Below are 15,026 nucleotides of genomic sequence, written 5' to 3' on the forward strand. Positions count from 1 at the left end.
TCGGGGTGACCCCGACGTACCCGGCGCGGTGCCGGGTGAAACGGAACGACGGGCGCGCTCAGCGGGGACGACGGTCACGCGTCGTGAGCACGCCCAGCGCGATCATGCCGGCGCCGAGGACCAGGTGCAGCCAGTTGTCGGCGTTGTTGACCGGGATGAAGTTGGCGCCGCTGCCGTGGTCGACGACCAGGCCGTAGAGCCACAGCACGAGGTAGATCGCCCCGCCGCCGATCAGGAACGTCCGCGCCCCGTCCCACGTGCGCGACAGCGCCAGGCCGGCCAGCCCGAAGGCCAGGTGTACGGCGTTGTGCAGGACCGAGACCTGGAACACCCCGAGCAGCTTCGCCCCGGAGCCGTGGCCGGCGAAGCGCAGGTCGCCGAAGTCGGTGGTGATCCCCGGGACGAAGCCGAGCAGACCGACCAGGAGGAAGACCACACCGACGGTGGCTGCGGCACGCCGCACCGGCGCCCGGCCGTCGGCCGGGTTGCGTCGGGCCCGCGCGTGGGCCATCGGACCGGCCACCACGACCTCCTCACCGCCACTGTCTGACCGCCGGGCGGGAGCCCCCCGGCCGGGCGACGCGTTCCCGCCACCGCCCCGCGCAAACGCGGGCGGTCCGCGCGGGCGGTCTCAGCAGGGGCCCGGCGGCGTTGACAGGTGCCCCTCCGTGCGCCGCCGTCAGGCGGGTTGCAGGGGGCGGGAGGCGGTCTGCCGGACCTGCTCGTACAGCCCGACGTACGCGCGCGCCATCACCGCCGGGGTGAACCGCCTGGCGGCCTCCCGGCGGCACTCGTCGCCGTCGAGCACGCTCGCGGCCAGCAGCAGGTCGGCCAGCTCGTCCTCGTCGGCGGTGAGCAGCCCGGTGCGGCCGTGCTCGATCAGCTCCGGCAGGCAGCCCCGGGCCGTCGCCACGACCGGGGTGCCCAGCGCCAGGGACTCGACCACGGCCGTGCCGCCGGGCTCCTCCCAGCGCAGCGGGAACAGCGAGGCGCGGGCCCCGGCCAGCAGGTCGTCGCGCTCCTGCCCGGCGACCGTGCCCACCCAGCGGACCAGGTCGCCGTCGACGTGCGGGGCCACCTCGTCGTAGAAGAACCGCACGTCCGGGTTCTGCCGGGCCTCGTCGCCCGCCGCGGCCAGGTCCTGCGGCCGGTGGTAGGGCCCGACCGGCCCGGCGAGCACCAGCGGCACGCCGACCCGCCGCGCCAGCCGGGCGCCGACGTCCTGGCCCTTGCCCGGGTTGATCCGGCCCAGGATGATCAGGTAGTCGCCCTTGTCCGGCCGGGGCCGCCGGTCGGCGTCGACGGCGAGCGGAGTGGACAGGTGCACGTGGCCGACGGAGTGTTCCCGCAGCGCCCGGGGGGCACGGGCCAGCTGCGCGGCGGACACGCCGTTGACCCGGACCCGGTCGCCGCCGTCGAGGTTGCCGTACAGGTCGGGGTGCTTGGCCAGGTCCCAGTGCAGGGTGTGCAGCACCGGCGGGGCCTGCGGGCCCATCGCCGCGAGGGTGGCCAGGCCGACGGCCTCCACGTGGTCGTGCACCAGGTCGATGTCGTCGCGGGCGTGCAGCGCGCGCACCACGCCGCCCAGGTGCGCCTGGGAGATGCCGCAGACCTGGTTGTACGGCCGCTGCAGGGCGTGGAACTGGCCGTCGCCGAAGACGGTGATCTTCTCGTCGACGGGCAGGGTGCTGCTGTCCACGGAGGCGAGGACCACCCGCACGCCCAGCCTGCGCAGCTCCGGCACGAGGGTGGCGATGACGTTCTCGATCCCCCCGTAGCCGGGCGGCGGCACGGACAGCCACGGGCCGGCGTTCATCAGGACGGTGAGGCTCATGCGGGATTCCTTCCCTCGGCGGGCCGTCGGGTCGCGCCGGCGGACGCTGCGTCGCGCCGCCACCCCGTCCGTGTCGTCGTACCGGCATCCGGCTTCGGCACGCCGGTTTCCGGCGGCTTCGTCACGCGGGCACCCGGCGCCGGGGCACCCGGTGCCGCAGCTCCGCCAGGGGCGGGCGCTCCTCGACCGAGACGTCGCTGACGACGATCTCCCGGTCGAGGTTCGGCAGCGCGTCGGAGCCGCCCCGCCGGAACTGGGTCAGCAGGGCGGCCGGCACGGCGCCGGGGTTGGCCCAGCCCCGGCGCTGCAACCGCGACCAGGCGGTCAGCATGATCTGCGCCGACATCCGGCCCAGCGCCGCCGTGTCCTGGTGGCGGTGCCGGCGCTCACCCAGGTCCACCTGGGCCAGCGCGTCCAGGCCGACCAGGTCGAGCAGGTCGATCAGCATCGCCGTCTCCACCCCGTACCCGGAGACGAACGGCACCCGTTCCAGCACGTCGCGGCGGCCGGCGTACTCACCGGCGAGGGGCTGGACGAAGCCGGCCAGCTCCGGCCAGAACAGGTTGAGCAGGGGACGGGCCATCAGCTCGGTGACCCGGCCGCCCCCGTCGGCCTCCACGCTGGCCGCCCCCACCAGCGGCCGGTGGTAGAACCCCTTGACGAAGTCGACCGACGGGTCGGTCAGCAGCGGCCCGATCAGGCCGGTGACGAAGTGCGGGCGGAACTCGTGCAGGTCGGCGTCGACGAACGCGACCACGTCGCCCTCGGCCGCCGCCAGCCCGGCCCACAGCGCGTCGCCCTTGCCGGTCAGCCGGGGCAGCCCCCGCGTCATCTCGTCCTGGCCGACCACCTCCGCGCCGGCGGCCCGGGCCACCTGCGCGGTCCGGTCCGTCGACCGGGAGTCGACCACGATCAGCTCGTCGACCAGGGGCACCCGGTCCATCAGGTGCTCGCGGATGGTCGACACGATCGCGCCGACCGTCGCCTCCTCGTTACGCGCCGGCAGGACCACGCTGACCCGGCTGTCGCCCTTGGCGCGCAGCAGCCGCCGCGACGTCCACTCGGCCGCCGAACTGGTCCGATATGTCGCCCATGCCTCCACCACCGGTGTCACACTCGCCTCTGCATCCCGCACTGACGCACCCCCAGATCGTGGTGGAAAACGCGGAGTACGGAATTCCCAATTCCGCCCGCACGCTAACCGGATTGTCGCTAACAGCTTGATCACGGGCCGCGCCCCCACCGGTTTTCGGCAGGTGAACGTTTGATTGCGCGCCCCACCGGGGAGTGTGCATCGCGCGAATGCGAAAGCGTGGCGAAAGGGTGTGCCGATGCGCGGGTGCCGGGTGGGACTGGTCGGGGCCGGCGGGGTGGCGCAGCGCCACGCCCGGGTGCTGGACGGCTTCGACGACGTTGAGATCCTCGGCGTGACCGACGTGGCGCGCGACGCCGCGACCGCCCTGGCCGACGCGCACGGGGCGCGGACCTTCGCCGACGTCGACGAGCTGCTCGCCGCCGGCCCCGACGCGGTGTACGTGTGCGTGCCGCCGTTCGCGCACGGGCCGGTGGAGGAGGCGGTGATCGCCGCCGGGGTGCCGATGTTCGTGGAGAAGCCCGTCGCGGTGGACCTGGACACCGCCGAGCGGATCGCCGACCTGGTCGCCCGGCGCGGGCTGCTCACCGGCGTCGGCCACCACTGGCGGTACCTGCACGTGGTCCGGCACGCCCGCGAGCTGCTCGCCGACCGGCCGGTGCGGATGGTCGGCGGCGCGTGGCTGGACAAGGTGCCCCCGGTCGCCTGGTGGGCGCGGCGGGACCGCTCCGGCGGCCCCGTGGTCGAGCAGGCCGCGCACGTGCTGGACCTGATGCGGGTGCTCGTCGGGGAGGTGACGGAGGTGACCGCGTACGGCGACGGCACCCCGCCGCCGGTCGACGGCGCCGACGTCGACTCGGTGACCACCGCCGCCCTGCGCTTCGCGGCCGGCGCGGTCGGCACCGTCTCCGCCGCCTGCGTCCTGGGCTGGAAACACCGGGCCGGGCTGGAGATCCTGGCCGACGGCCTCGCCCTGAGCCTGACCGAGGACGGCCTGACCGTCCGCGACGCCGACGGCGAGCGCCACCTGGCGGCCGATCCCGACGCCGCCCGCACCGCCGTCGACCGGGCCTTCGTCGACGCGGTCCGGCGCGTGGGCGACGACGTGCGGGTCCCGTACGCCGAGGCGCTGCGCACCCAGCGGCTGGCCCTCGCGATCGCCGAGTCCGCCCGCACGGGGCGGCCGGTGTCCCTGCCGACCGGTCCCGCCGCGTCCCCCCACGCCGCCGTGCCGACCGCGACGCGGGTGGGCGTCGATGCGTGACCGGGTGGTGGTGGTGAGCGGCCCGGGGCGGGTCGAACTGGTCGAGCAGGACGCCGACGAGCTGCGCGACGGCACGTTCCGGGTGCGGACCCTCTACAGCGGGGTCTCCGCCGGCACCGAGCTGAGCTTCGTCAAGGGCACCAACCCGTACCTCAACGTCACCTGGAACTCGGTGCTGGGGCTGTTCCAGCCGGGCGAGGCGAGCACCCCGTACCCGGTGGCCCGGCTGGGCTACATGCAGGTGGGGCGGGTGGTCGAGAGCCGCACCCCGGCCGTCGCCGTCGGCACGGTCGGCGCGATGACGTACGGCCACCGCACCGGCCACGTCGCCGACCCGCTCGCCGAGCGGTTCGTCCCGCTGCCCGACGACCTCGACCCCCTGCTCGGCGTCTACGTCGCGCACATGGGCCCGATCTGCGCCAACGGGCTGCTGCACGCCGCCGCCGACCTGCGCGGCACCGACGTGCGCTCCCTCGGCGACGGGGTGGCCGGCCGCCGGGTCGCGGTGGTCGGCAGCGGCGTGGTGGCCCTGCTCACGGCCCTGTTCGCCCGGCACCACGGCGCGGCGTCGGTGGTGGTGCTCGACCCGACCCCGCAGCGGCGGGCGGTCGCCGAGGCGCTCGGCCTGCAGACCCTCGACCCGGGCGCCGACGACCCGGCGGTGGTGCTGAAGACCCGGTGGAACCACGCCGCGGGCGACCGGGGCGCCGACGTCGTCTTCCAGTGCCGGGGGCAGGCGTGGGCGTTGCAGCTCGCGCTGCGCCTGCTGCGCCCCCACGGCACCGTGATCGACCTGGCCTTCTACCAGGCGGGCGCGGACGCGGTCCGCTTCGGCGAGGAGTTCCACCACAACGGGCTGTCGCTGCGCTGCGCCCAGATCGGGCGGGTGCCGCGCGGGCTCGCCCCGACCTGGGACCGGGAGCGGCTGTCGGCCGAGACCGTCGACCTGCTGCGGGCGTACGGTGATCGGATCCGCACGCATCTCGTGTCGGCGGTGGTGCCCTTCGATCAGGCTCCGGAGCTGCTCACCGACCTGGCCGAACGCCGCCGACAGGAGTTGCAGGTGGTGTTGACCGGCTGACCGGGCCGCACGATCCGGCCCGGGTCGCGTACCGTTGCGGCTCATGGGTGTGTCGCAACGGTTGAAGAGCAGGTTCCGTCGGTTCCTCCAGCGCCCGGGCACCACGGTCGACCTGGGCCCGCTGGAGAAGCTGCTGCCGGCCATCGAGGGCCGTGAGGAGGAGCTGTCGGCGCTGACCGACGCCGAGCTCACCGAGGCCGCCGGCTCCGCCACGGGCTACGAGGAGATCTGCGCGATCGGCCGCGAGGCCGCCCGGCGCGGGCTGGACCAGCGGCCGTACGACGTGCAGCTGCTCGGCGCGATGGCCCTGCTCTCCGGCAAGGTCGCCGAGATGGCCACCGGTGAGGGCAAGACCCTGACCGCCACGATCGCCGCGTACGGGCACGTCCGGCTCGGCAACGGCCCGGTGCACGTGCTCACCGTCAACGACTACCTGGCCCGCCGCGACGCCCGCTGGATGGAGCCGGTCTACGCCCTGCTCGGGCTGACCGTCGGCTCGGTCAGCGAGGCGTCCACCCCGCAGGAGCGCCGCGACGCGTACGCGTGCGACGTCACGTACGTCTCGGTCAGCGAGGCCGGTTTCGACTACCTGCGCGACCAGCTCGTCACCGACCTCGACGACCGGGTCCAGCCGGCGCTGCGCACGGCGATCGTCGACGAGGCCGACTCCATCCTGATCGACGAGGCCCGGGTGCCGATGGTCCTCGCGGGCGCGGTCGGCGGCGAGCAGGACCCGGTGCACGCCGCCGCGGCCCTGGTGCGCGGCCTGCGCAAGGGCAAGCACTACACCGTCGCCGAGGACGGCCGCAGCGTCGCCTTCACCTCCGCCGGCCTGGCCGCCGTGGAGGCCAAGCTGGGCGGCATCGACCTGTACGACACCGAGCACGTGGGGCAGCTCTCGGCCGTCAACGTGGCCCTGCACGCGCACGCCCTGCTGCACCGCGACGTCGACTACATCGTGCGGGACGGCTCGGTGGAGCTGATCGACGAGATGCGCGGCCGGGTGGCCCAGCGCCGCCGCTGGCCCGACGGCCTCCAGGCCGCCGTGGAGGCGAAGGAGGGGCTCGACGCCACCGCCGAGGGTGAGGTGCTGGGCACCATCGCCGTGCAGGCGTACATCGCGCTCTACCCGAAGGTGTGCGGCATGACCGCCACGGCGGTGCTGGTCGGCGACCAGCTGCGCGAGTTCTTCGGCCTGGAGGTGGCGGTGATCCCGCCGAACACCCCCTGCGTGCGCGAGGACGAGCCGGACCGCATCTACGCCACCCGGGCCGAGAAGGACGAGGCGCTGGTCGACGAGATCAGGCGCTGCCACGACAAGGGTCGGCCGGTGCTGGTCGGCACCCTCGACGTCAAGGAGTCCGAGCAGCTCGCCGTCGGGCTGGAGGCCGCCGGGGTGCCCTGCGTGGTGCTCAACGCCAAGAACGACGACGACGAGGCGGCGATCATCGCCGAGGCCGGCGCGTACGGCGCGGTCACCGTCTCCACCCAGATGGCCGGGCGGGGCGTCGACATCCGGCTCGGCGGCAGCGACTCCGCCGACCGGGACCGGGTCGCCGAGCTGGGCGGCCTCTACGTCATCGGCAGCGGCCGGCACGACAGCCGCCGCGTCGACGACCAGCTGCGCGGCCGGGCCGGCCGGCAGGGCGACCCGGGCGGGTCGGTGTTCTTCGTCAGCCTGGAGGACGACCTCGTGGTCCGGCACGCCGGCGACGCGGTCCCCGCCTCGCCCCGGATGAACGCCGACGGCCTGGTCACCGACCCGCAGGTCGACTACGCCGTGGAGCACGCCCAGCGGGTCGCCGAGGGCGTCAACCACGAGATCCACCGCAACACCTGGCGCTACAGCGTGGTGATCGAGCAGCAGCGCAAGGCCCTCGCCGAGCGGCGGGAGCGGCTGCTGACCAGCGACATCGCCGCGCTGATGCTGCTGGAGCGGGTGCCGGAGAAGGCCGAGGAGATGGACGAGGACCTGCTCGCCCGGGCGGCCCGGTCGATCGCCCTCTTCCATCTCGACCGGCTGTGGGCCGAGCACCTCGCCGAGCTGTCCGAGGTGCGCGAGGGCGTGCACCTGCGCGCCCTGGGCCGGCTCGACCCGCTCGACGAGTTCCACCGGGCGGCCGTGCCGGCGTTCAACGCGCTGGTGCCGGAGATCGAGGCCCGCACCATCGCCACGTTCACCGAGACCGAGTTCGACGAGGACTGGGAGCCGGACGCCTCGACGCTGGTGCGGCCGTCGGCGACGTGGACGTACCTCGTCCACGACAACCCGTTCGGCTCGGAGCTGGACCGGCTCATCGCCTCGGTGGGGCGTCGGCTCAGCGCCGCCCCGCGCTGAGGCGCGACTTTTCGGCCGTTTCGACCCGGCTTGCCGGGGGTACTAGCGCGCGTCGAAAGAATCGGGAGAGCAAGACGATGAGACAGCGCAGGGGCGGTACGGGGCGCCGGTGGCCGGCGTTCCCGGCGGGGGCAGTGGCCCGGTGAACCTGGAGGCGCAGGTCGCCGGCACCGAGACCCTGAGCGTGCTGGAGACGGCGGCGCTGCTGCGGGAGCTCACCGCCGGCCTGATCGAGGTGACGGATTTCGACGCGGCGCTCGTCCAGTTGGTCGGGCTCGCCCAGGCGGCTGTCGCCGGGGTCGCCTGGTGCGGTTTCACGGCGCTGCGGGCCGGCGAGCCGGCCGGGGTGGCCGCCTCCGACCCGGCACTCGCCGGCCTGGACGACCTCAGCGACGGCCCCGACACGCCGGCGATGAGCGCCATCCACCGCCGCGAGATGATCATCGCCGAGGACCTCGGGCGGGAGTCGCGCTGGCCGGGCTGGACGGCCCGGGCCCGGCAGGCGGGGGTGCGTGGCGTCATCTCCGCGCCGGTCGACGTCGACGAGCAGGTCATCGGGGCGATCAACCTGTACGCTTCGACGCCGGACGCGCTGACCACCCGTCACCAGCTCACGGCGATGCTCCTCGCCGAGCACGCCGGGCTGCTGCTGGCCGCCGTCCGGGGCCGGGAGCGGCGGGCCGCCGAGGCCACCGAGCGGGACGCCGCGCTGCTCGGCGAGGGGGTGGTCGGGCAGGCGATCGGCGTCATCATGACCCAGCGTGGCTGCCCCGCCCCGGAGGCCCTGGAGGTGCTGCGCAGCGCGGCGACGTCGCTGGACATCCCGCTGCGCGAGGTCGCCGAACGCCTGGTGGCCACGGTCGCCCGCCCCCGGGAGGGCTAGCTGCGGGCCGGGCCGCCGGCACCGCCGGCCACCAGTCTGTCGGCGATCCGACGGCCGGCCGTTTCCCCATGGCGACCTGCGGGTAGCACCCTGGACTGGTGAGCTGAAGCGACCAGGGGAGGGCGCGATGGAGAGCCGACTGCGGGTGCACGGGCATCCCATCCAACCGATGCTGGTGACGTTCCCGTTCGGGCTCTTCGTCAGCGCCACCGTCTTCGACCTGGCCGACGTCGCGGGCGGTCCCGCGTTCCTCGGCGAGGTCGGCTACTGGACCTCGGTCGCCGCCCTGGTGGCGGCCGCGCTGTCCACCGTCGCGGGGATGGTCGACCTGTGGGACGCCGCGGGCGAGCGGACCCGCCGCACCAAGATCACCTTCAACCTGGTCAACGCGGCGATGGCCGCGCTGTTCCTGCTGACCTGCCTCATCCGGGCGCACTCGCCGCAGCGGGGCGCGACCGGCGTCATGCTCGCCGCCGAACTGGTCGCGCTCGGGCTGGGCGGGGCCGGCGTGTGGCTCGGCGCCCGCCTGATGCGTCAGTTCGAGGCCGGGCGCGCCGAGACGGGCACCCTCGACGCGCTGGGCCCGGTGGCGGGCTCCACCGTGGAGATCGTCCGGCCCCGCGTCTGAAACCCGGTTGTCCCGGCGCGGTGGGTGCGACGATGCTTCCGCCCATGAGCGGAAAGCGGGGATTCGAGGAGCTGATCGCCGAGGGCGCGTCCGTGCCCGTGCAGGGCTGGGACTTCTCCTGGCTGCGCGGGCGGGCCAGCGAGGAACGACCGCCGTGGGGCTACGCCCGGCTCGTGGCCGACCGGATGGCCCGGGCTGACGCGGCGCTGGACGTCGACACCGGCGGCGGGGAGGTCCTCGCCGAGGTGCCCCGCCCGCCCCGGGTCCTGCTGGCCACCGAGGCGTGGCCGCCCAACGTGGAGGTGGCCCGGCGCAACCTGCGCGCGGTCGGCGCGACGGTGCTCCAGGTCGCCGAGGGCGGCGGCCTGCCGGTGGCCGACGCCGCCCTGGACCTCGTGGTGAGCCGACACCCCGTGCACACCCCCTGGGACGAGATCGCCCGCGTGCTGCGGCCCGGCGGGACGTTCCTGTCCCAGCAGATCCGCGGCGGCACCATGCGGGAGCTGAGCGAGGCGATGCTGGGTCCGCTGCCCCCGCCGCAGCGGCAGCTCCCCGGCCAGGCCGTCGCCGCCGCCGAGGCGGCCGGGCTGACGGTGCTCGACCTGCGCGAGGCGACCCTGCGCACCGTGTTCCACGACGTCGCGGCGGTGGTCTACTTCCTGCGCAAGGTGGTCTGGACGGTCCCCGGGTTCACCGTCGAGCGTTACCGACCCCAGCTCGCCCGCCTGCACGACCGGATCGAGGCCGACGGCCCGTTCGTGGCCCACGCCCGGCGCTTCCTGATCGAGGCGGTCCGGCCCGCCTGAGCCGGCCTGGACCGACCCGCGGCCGGCGTCGCCCGCGCCGGCCGCGGGGACCGCCGCCGTGCCCCTGCCCGCGGTCGGCGTGGCTCCGGTCAGCCGTGCGCCTCGGCGTGGTGCGCGGCGAGCACGTCCGCGCCGAAGTCGCTGGCCGGGCGGCGCAGCACGGTGTGGGCGTGGTTGCCGTCGTCGGCGGTGTTGTCGTACTCGATGAGCAGGTCGTCGCCCTGCACCCGGTAGTAGTGGCGCTGCCCGGGCCCGGTGGGGCCGGCCCAGGCGAAGTGCAGAGGCCCACCGGCGAGCCGGCGGGCCTCCCGGGCGGCCAGCTGCGGCGGCAACCGGTCCAGGTACACGGCGACGAGCTGGTCCAGCAGGGCCCGGCCGGTGGGGCCGAGCCGGTCGGCCGGCACCCCCAGCGGCGCGATCTGCCCGGCGACGCGGGGACGGGTGGCGCTGACGATGTCGGCGGGGGCGTCGTCGGCGACGATCGCCGCCGCCCGTCCCGCCGGGCCGATGGCGTCGAGCAGGGCCCGGCCCAGGTCCTCCTCGACCCCGAGCGGCCGGGACACCGGGTGCCCGGCGTGCCGGACGGCGGCCGGGTTCGCGCCGAGGAAGACGGGCGCGGGGGAGACCTGGTCGTCGACCACGGTCATGCTCACCGACAGGTGGTGCCCCTCGAACCGCCAGGCCCACCGGTCGTCGCGGGCCGGGTCGCCGAAGACCGCGACCCAGTAGTCGCCGCTGTGCCGCCCGCGCCGCCAGCCCTCGGCCCGATCGAGCACCTCCTCCAGCGCGACGACGGCCATCGCCTGCGCGTACGCCGCCGGGCTCAGGGCCGTGGCCAGCAGCCGGTGCGCGGCCTTGCGGCCGGCCCGGTCCAGGTCGGCCAGGCACACCCCGGGGCGCGGCCGGGGACGGTACTCCAGCCACCGCCGGGCCGCGTCGTCGTCGAACCGGTGCGTGGCGCGGGTCCGCGCCGAGTCGTCCAGCGCGCCGAGCAACGTGGTGCCGGCCGCGCGCATCTGTTCGGGTAGGGGATCGTCCACCGACCCTGTATACCCGGCCGGGCGCGGCCAGCGCGCCGCGAGCGGGGCCGGCGCGCCGCCTGGTAGCTTGCCGGGCCGGCGCGGGAGGGGCGATGGGCGACGACAGGGTGTACGTGGGCAAGGCGGACGTGGACGGCCCCCGGGAGGGCGGCTGGCTGCTGGGCCACTTCATGCCGGAGGGCGACCCGCGGCGCAGCGGCGACGTGGAGGTGAAGTGGGGCGTGCACGCGGCGGGGGAGGCCCGCTCGCGGTGGGCCACCGGCGAACGGCGTACGGCGCTGCTGGTGCTGGTCAGCGGCGGCCGGTTCCGGGTCGAGCTGCCGGACCGCACGGTGCTGCTCGCCGAGCCGGGTGACTACGTGGTGTGGGGGCGGGGCGTGGACCACTCCTGGTACGCCGAGCGCGAGTCGGTGCTGCTGACCGTGCGTTGGCCGTCGGTACCGGGCTACCGGGTGGAGCCACCGGTGCGCCGCTGAGGCGCGCGCCAAGCCCACGCGGCTTCCCATCATGTGGTATTACCTACTAAACCTATAGGCTTTACCTCCTATGCTGGTGGTCGCACGCTCCGCACCGATCCCGTGAGGTCCCGCATGGTAGTCAGCCGCCGTCCCGAGCCCGACCTGCTCGCCGTCGCCGCCCGGTACGCCGCCGACCCGGCCGGCTGGCCGGTGCCGCTGCGCTTCCATCCCGAACACCGGTGGTACGCGCGCCTCGCGGTCGCCGCCGACCACGAGGTCTGGGCGCTGAGCTGGCTTCCCGGCCAGGGCACCGACCTGCACGACCACGGCGGCTCCTCCGGGGCCTTCCTGGTCGTGGACGGCGTCCTCACCGAGGAGACCGTCAGCGGCGGCCGGCTGCGCCCGCACCGCCTCGCCGCCGGGGCCGGCCGCCGCTTCGGCGCCCGCCACGTGCACGTGGTCACCAACCGCGACGACCAGCCGGCGGTCAGCGTGCACGTCTACCGTCCCGCGTTGACCCGGATGACCCGCTACCGCCTCGTCGACGGCCTGCTGCGGGTGGCCGAGGTCGCCGAGGCCGGCGTCGCGTGGTGACATCGTTGACCACCTCGACTCCCTGGAAGGACCCGACCATGCCGCACCACCCCGCCCGCGCCGAGAGCTGTCCACGTCCCGTGCCACCCCCCGGCTCCCGGGGCATCGACGAGATCCTCGCCGAGGCGCGCTCCCGGCTGCGGCGGCTCGACCCCGAGCAGGCGCACCTGGCGTACCGCGAGGGCGCCCTGCTGGTCGACATCCGGCCGGCCGCGCAACGCGCCGCGCACGGCACTGTGCCCGGCGCCCTGGCGATCGAGCGCAACGTGCTCGAGTGGCGCTTCGACCCCCGGTGCGCGGCCCGGCTGCCCCAGGCCGTCGGCTACGACGTGCCCGTGGTGGTGCTGTGCCAGGAGGGCTACACCTCCTCGCTCGCCGCCGCCGCGCTCCAGGACATCGGCCTGCACCGCGCCACCGACGTCGTCGGCGGCTTCGCGGCCTGGCGCATCGCCGGCCTGCCCACGCTCGGCCCCACGCCCCCGCCCCGTTCCCCGTCCGTCGCGCCGCCGGTGACCGCCGGCCGGGCGCACCACTGACCGCCGCGCCCCACCGGACGCGGCGGTCGGCACCGCCATCTGAGGAGGCACCATGTCCGTCGTCGCCATCTCCTCGCGCCCCCACCCGCCGGGCCGGGCCGAGCGGGCCCCCCAGTGCCGCCCCGACCGTGCGCCGGCAGGCCGGGTCGACCGGGTCCCGTCGCCGGGACACGCCCGGTCCGTGCCGACACTGACCGTCACCGTCGAACTCGCCCCCGGCCAGCTGACGCCCCGCCTCGCCCGGCTGGTCGAGCTGCTGGGGGAGCTGGCCGAGTCCGGCGAGGGCACGCTGCTGGCGGGCTCCACGGAACAGGGCCGCCGCGCACCGGAGCCGTGGGCCCCGGCGGAGCGCCGGCCCCGCCCGGTCGAGTTCCGGTCGGCGCAGGCCGACCCGGCGGGGCCGCGACCGCTCGTGCCCCGGGTCTCCGCCGCCGCCCCGCCGCCCCCCGAGGACCCCGAGGAGGTACGCATCCTGGCCGCCTCGCGGGTGGTGCGGCAGGGCCCCCGGGTCATCCCGCTGACCCGCATCGAATTCGACCTGCTGCACTTCCTGGCCGAGAACCCCCGCCGGGTCTTCACCCGGTTGCAGCTGCTCAGCAACGTCTGGGGCTACGAGCACGCCATCGCCCGCACCGTCGACGTCCACGTCCGACGGCTGCGCGCGAAGCTCGGCGCCGCCACCCCGTTGGTCACCACGGTCTACGGGGTCGGCTACCGGCTCGCCGACGAGGCGCGGGTCAGCGTCGACCCGCATCGCTGAGACGTCCGCCGCGCAGCCGGCGACGCGGCGCACCCCGGAACCGGGGTGCGCCGCGTCCGCGTGTCGGACGTCCGCGCCGCCTGGCCGGTCACCCTGCGGCCCGACCGCGAACGGCGGGCCGCGCGGGTACCCCCCCGTATCCCACGATCATGGTGACTCTGCTGTAATCATCAGGCCTCGTACGCAGAGCGAGCATCCGGCTCCGATGTGTTCGTCAATTGTCACATTCATGCAACGTAGCCGCCCCTTGACCGCCAGGTGGGCGCCGGGAAGCATCGATGCAGCGGCGTCCCGGGCCGTGGGGAGATACCCGGACCAGCCAAGGAGGACCATGTCGGTCAGCCCCGCATCGCCGCGCGCCGGATGGCATACGTCCCAACCCGCGGTTCCCGGTCGGCCCCCCGGCGGTCAGCGCCGTCCCGTCAACGGCACCACGCCCGTGCTCACCGTGACCCTCAGCATCCCGCTCGTGGCCGAGGAGACCCTGACCCCGGCGGCCCGCCGCCTGCTCGACGCCGCCCGCGAGATGCTGGAGCGGGGCGAGGGGGTCGTCACCGCCGGCCCCGCCCCCGAACGGCGGCCCGACCAGGTGCCCGCCGGGCGCACGCCGCCCCGCCCCCTGGCCCCGACCATCCCGGCGCTGCACATCCTTGCGTCGTCCCGGTCGGTGCTGCGCGACAACGAGCCGCTGCCCCTGACCCGGCTGGAGTTCGACCTCCTGCTGCACCTGGTCGCCCACCCCCGGCGGGTGTTCACCCGGCTGCAACTGCTCAACGCCGTCTGGGGCTACGAACACGCCGGGGTCCGCACCGTCGACGTGCACGTGCGCCGGCTGCGCGGCAAGGTCGGCGTGGACGTGCCGCTGGTCACCACCGTCTACGGCGTCGGCTACCGGCTCGCCGACGACGCCCGGGTGACCATCGACCGCAGCGGCTGACGACCCCACCGGCCGGGCCCGTCAGCGCCGGCCCCGCCGCCCGGCCCGCGTCGCGCGCCCGACGACCGGGCACGATGGTCGGATGCGCGTGCGCCCCATCACCCCCGAGCGGCTCGTCACCGAGCTGACCGAGCGGCTCGTCGCCGCCGACCCGCCCGGCCGGCTCCGCGTCGCGGTGGACGGCGCCCCGGCGGCGGGTCCCGACGAACTGGCCGCCGCGCTGGTCGACCCGCTGCGCGCTCTCGGCCGCCCCGTGCTGCACGTGCGGGCCGCGGACTTCCTCCGTCCGGCCTCCGTGCGGCTGGAGTTCGGCCGGACCAATCCCGACGCCTACTACGAGGGGTGGGTCGACGAGCCCGGCCTGCGCCGCGAGGTCCTCGACCCGGCGGGGCCCGGCGGCTCGGGCCGGATCCTGCCGTCCCTCTGGGACCCCCGCACCGACCGGGCCAGCCGGGCCGGCTACGTCACGCTGCCGCCCCACGGCGTCGTCCTCGTCAGCGGGGCGCTCCTGCTCGGCGGCGGGCTCCCCGTCGACCTCGCCGTGCACCTGGAACTCTCCCCGGCCGCCCTGGCCCGGCGCACCGACCCCGCGCTGCGCTGGACGCTGCCTGCCTTCGCCCGCTATGCCGAGGAGGTCGCCCCGGCCAGCTTCGCCGACGTGGTGGTGCGCGTCGACGACCCCCGCCGCCCCGCCCTCGTGGAGCCCGACGCCGCCCGGTGACCCCGGGCCGCACGCCCCCTGGGGCGCCGCCCCGGGAGGCGGGCTGGAGATTC

At 75.6% G+C, this 15,026-nt stretch carries 16 protein-coding genes; 12 read left to right on the forward strand and 4 right to left on the reverse strand.

Features of this window, described 5'->3' with window-relative positions; translation table 11 throughout:
* Positions 1-58 precede the first annotated feature (58 nt).
* From LPU61_RS30505 to LPU61_RS30515, 3 genes are all read right to left on the reverse strand, one after another.
* Positions 59-511 (reverse strand): DUF4383 domain-containing protein, encoded by a 453-nt coding sequence (locus LPU61_RS30505; protein ID WP_043969536.1) that lies wholly within the window; start codon positions 509-511, stop codon positions 59-61.
* Between the two features lie 168 nt (positions 512-679).
* A complete protein-coding gene (locus LPU61_RS30510) occupies positions 680-1,834 on the reverse strand; it encodes a glycosyltransferase (protein ID WP_229406876.1) in 1,155 nt (384 codons plus the stop codon).
* Between the two features lie 121 nt (positions 1,835-1,955).
* Positions 1,956-2,936 carry a glucosyl-3-phosphoglycerate synthase gene (locus LPU61_RS30515; RefSeq protein WP_229406905.1) on the reverse strand — a complete coding sequence of 327 codons (981 nt, stop codon included), beginning with the start codon at positions 2,934-2,936 and terminating at the stop codon, positions 1,956-1,958.
* Between the two features lie 229 nt (positions 2,937-3,165).
* Here LPU61_RS30515 and LPU61_RS30520 point away from each other — a divergent pair, with 229 nt between their 5' ends.
* The 6 genes from LPU61_RS30520 to LPU61_RS30545 all read left to right on the forward strand — a co-directional run bounded on the left by LPU61_RS30520 (position 3,166) and on the right by LPU61_RS30545 (position 9,927).
* Entirely contained in the window at positions 3,166-4,191 is a 1,026-nt protein-coding gene (locus tag LPU61_RS30520) for a Gfo/Idh/MocA family protein (protein WP_229406877.1), read from the forward strand.
* On the forward strand, positions 4,184-5,272 hold the full coding sequence (locus LPU61_RS30525) for a zinc-binding alcohol dehydrogenase (protein ID WP_229406878.1): 1,089 nt from the start codon (positions 4,184-4,186) through the stop codon (positions 5,270-5,272). The genes LPU61_RS30520 and LPU61_RS30525 overlap by 8 nt, the downstream gene beginning before the upstream one ends.
* Before the next feature lie 43 nt (positions 5,273-5,315).
* Positions 5,316-7,610 carry an accessory Sec system translocase SecA2 gene (gene secA2, locus LPU61_RS30530; protein ID WP_043968718.1) on the forward strand — a complete coding sequence of 765 codons (2,295 nt, stop codon included), beginning with the start codon at positions 5,316-5,318 and terminating at the stop codon, positions 7,608-7,610.
* Between the two features lie 142 nt (positions 7,611-7,752).
* Entirely contained in the window at positions 7,753-8,493 is a 741-nt protein-coding gene (locus LPU61_RS30535; RefSeq protein WP_043969538.1) for a GAF and ANTAR domain-containing protein, read from the forward strand.
* Between the two features lie 127 nt (positions 8,494-8,620).
* Complete coding sequence (locus LPU61_RS30540) at positions 8,621-9,121, forward strand: DUF2231 domain-containing protein (protein ID WP_043968720.1); 501 nt, start codon at positions 8,621-8,623, stop codon at positions 9,119-9,121.
* A 44-nt stretch (positions 9,122-9,165) separates the two neighbouring features.
* Complete coding sequence (locus tag LPU61_RS30545; RefSeq protein WP_043968721.1) at positions 9,166-9,927, forward strand: class I SAM-dependent methyltransferase; 762 nt, start codon at positions 9,166-9,168, stop codon at positions 9,925-9,927.
* 89 nt (positions 9,928-10,016) lie between these two features.
* Here the strand turns inward: LPU61_RS30545 and LPU61_RS30550 are convergent, their stop codons facing one another.
* Positions 10,017-10,967 (reverse strand): DUF3500 domain-containing protein, encoded by a 951-nt coding sequence (locus LPU61_RS30550; RefSeq protein ID WP_043968724.1) that lies wholly within the window; start codon positions 10,965-10,967, stop codon positions 10,017-10,019.
* 92 nt (positions 10,968-11,059) lie between these two features.
* On the opposite strand from LPU61_RS30550, the gene LPU61_RS30555 reads away from it, so the two are divergent.
* The 6 genes from LPU61_RS30555 to LPU61_RS30580 all read left to right on the forward strand — a co-directional run bounded on the left by LPU61_RS30555 (position 11,060) and on the right by LPU61_RS30580 (position 14,973).
* Positions 11,060-11,443 (forward strand): hypothetical protein, encoded by a 384-nt coding sequence (locus LPU61_RS30555; protein WP_043968725.1) that lies wholly within the window; start codon positions 11,060-11,062, stop codon positions 11,441-11,443.
* Positions 11,444-11,557: 114 nt separating this feature from the next.
* Entirely contained in the window at positions 11,558-12,019 is a 462-nt protein-coding gene (locus tag LPU61_RS30560; protein ID WP_043968727.1) for a cysteine dioxygenase family protein, read from the forward strand.
* A 38-nt stretch (positions 12,020-12,057) separates the two neighbouring features.
* The gene (locus LPU61_RS30565) at positions 12,058-12,555 is read left to right on the forward strand and encodes a rhodanese-like domain-containing protein (RefSeq protein ID WP_091284157.1); all 498 of its coding nucleotides are present in this window, start codon (positions 12,058-12,060) and stop codon (positions 12,553-12,555) included.
* A gap of 52 nt (positions 12,556-12,607) precedes the next feature.
* Positions 12,608-13,315 (forward strand): winged helix-turn-helix domain-containing protein, encoded by a 708-nt coding sequence (locus tag LPU61_RS30570; RefSeq protein ID WP_043968730.1) that lies wholly within the window; start codon positions 12,608-12,610, stop codon positions 13,313-13,315.
* 331 nt (positions 13,316-13,646) lie between these two features.
* Positions 13,647-14,252: a winged helix-turn-helix domain-containing protein gene (locus LPU61_RS30575; protein ID WP_043968732.1), complete on the forward strand. Its 606-nt coding sequence runs from the start codon at positions 13,647-13,649 to the stop codon at positions 14,250-14,252.
* Positions 14,253-14,334: 82 nt separating this feature from the next.
* Entirely contained in the window at positions 14,335-14,973 is a 639-nt protein-coding gene (locus LPU61_RS30580) for a uridine kinase (protein WP_043968733.1), read from the forward strand.
* Positions 14,974-15,026 lie beyond the last annotated feature (53 nt).

This window comes from Micromonospora sp. NBRC 110038 (assembly GCF_020884815.1).
GTDB lineage: Bacteria > Actinomycetota > Actinomycetes > Mycobacteriales > Micromonosporaceae > Micromonospora > Micromonospora haikouensis.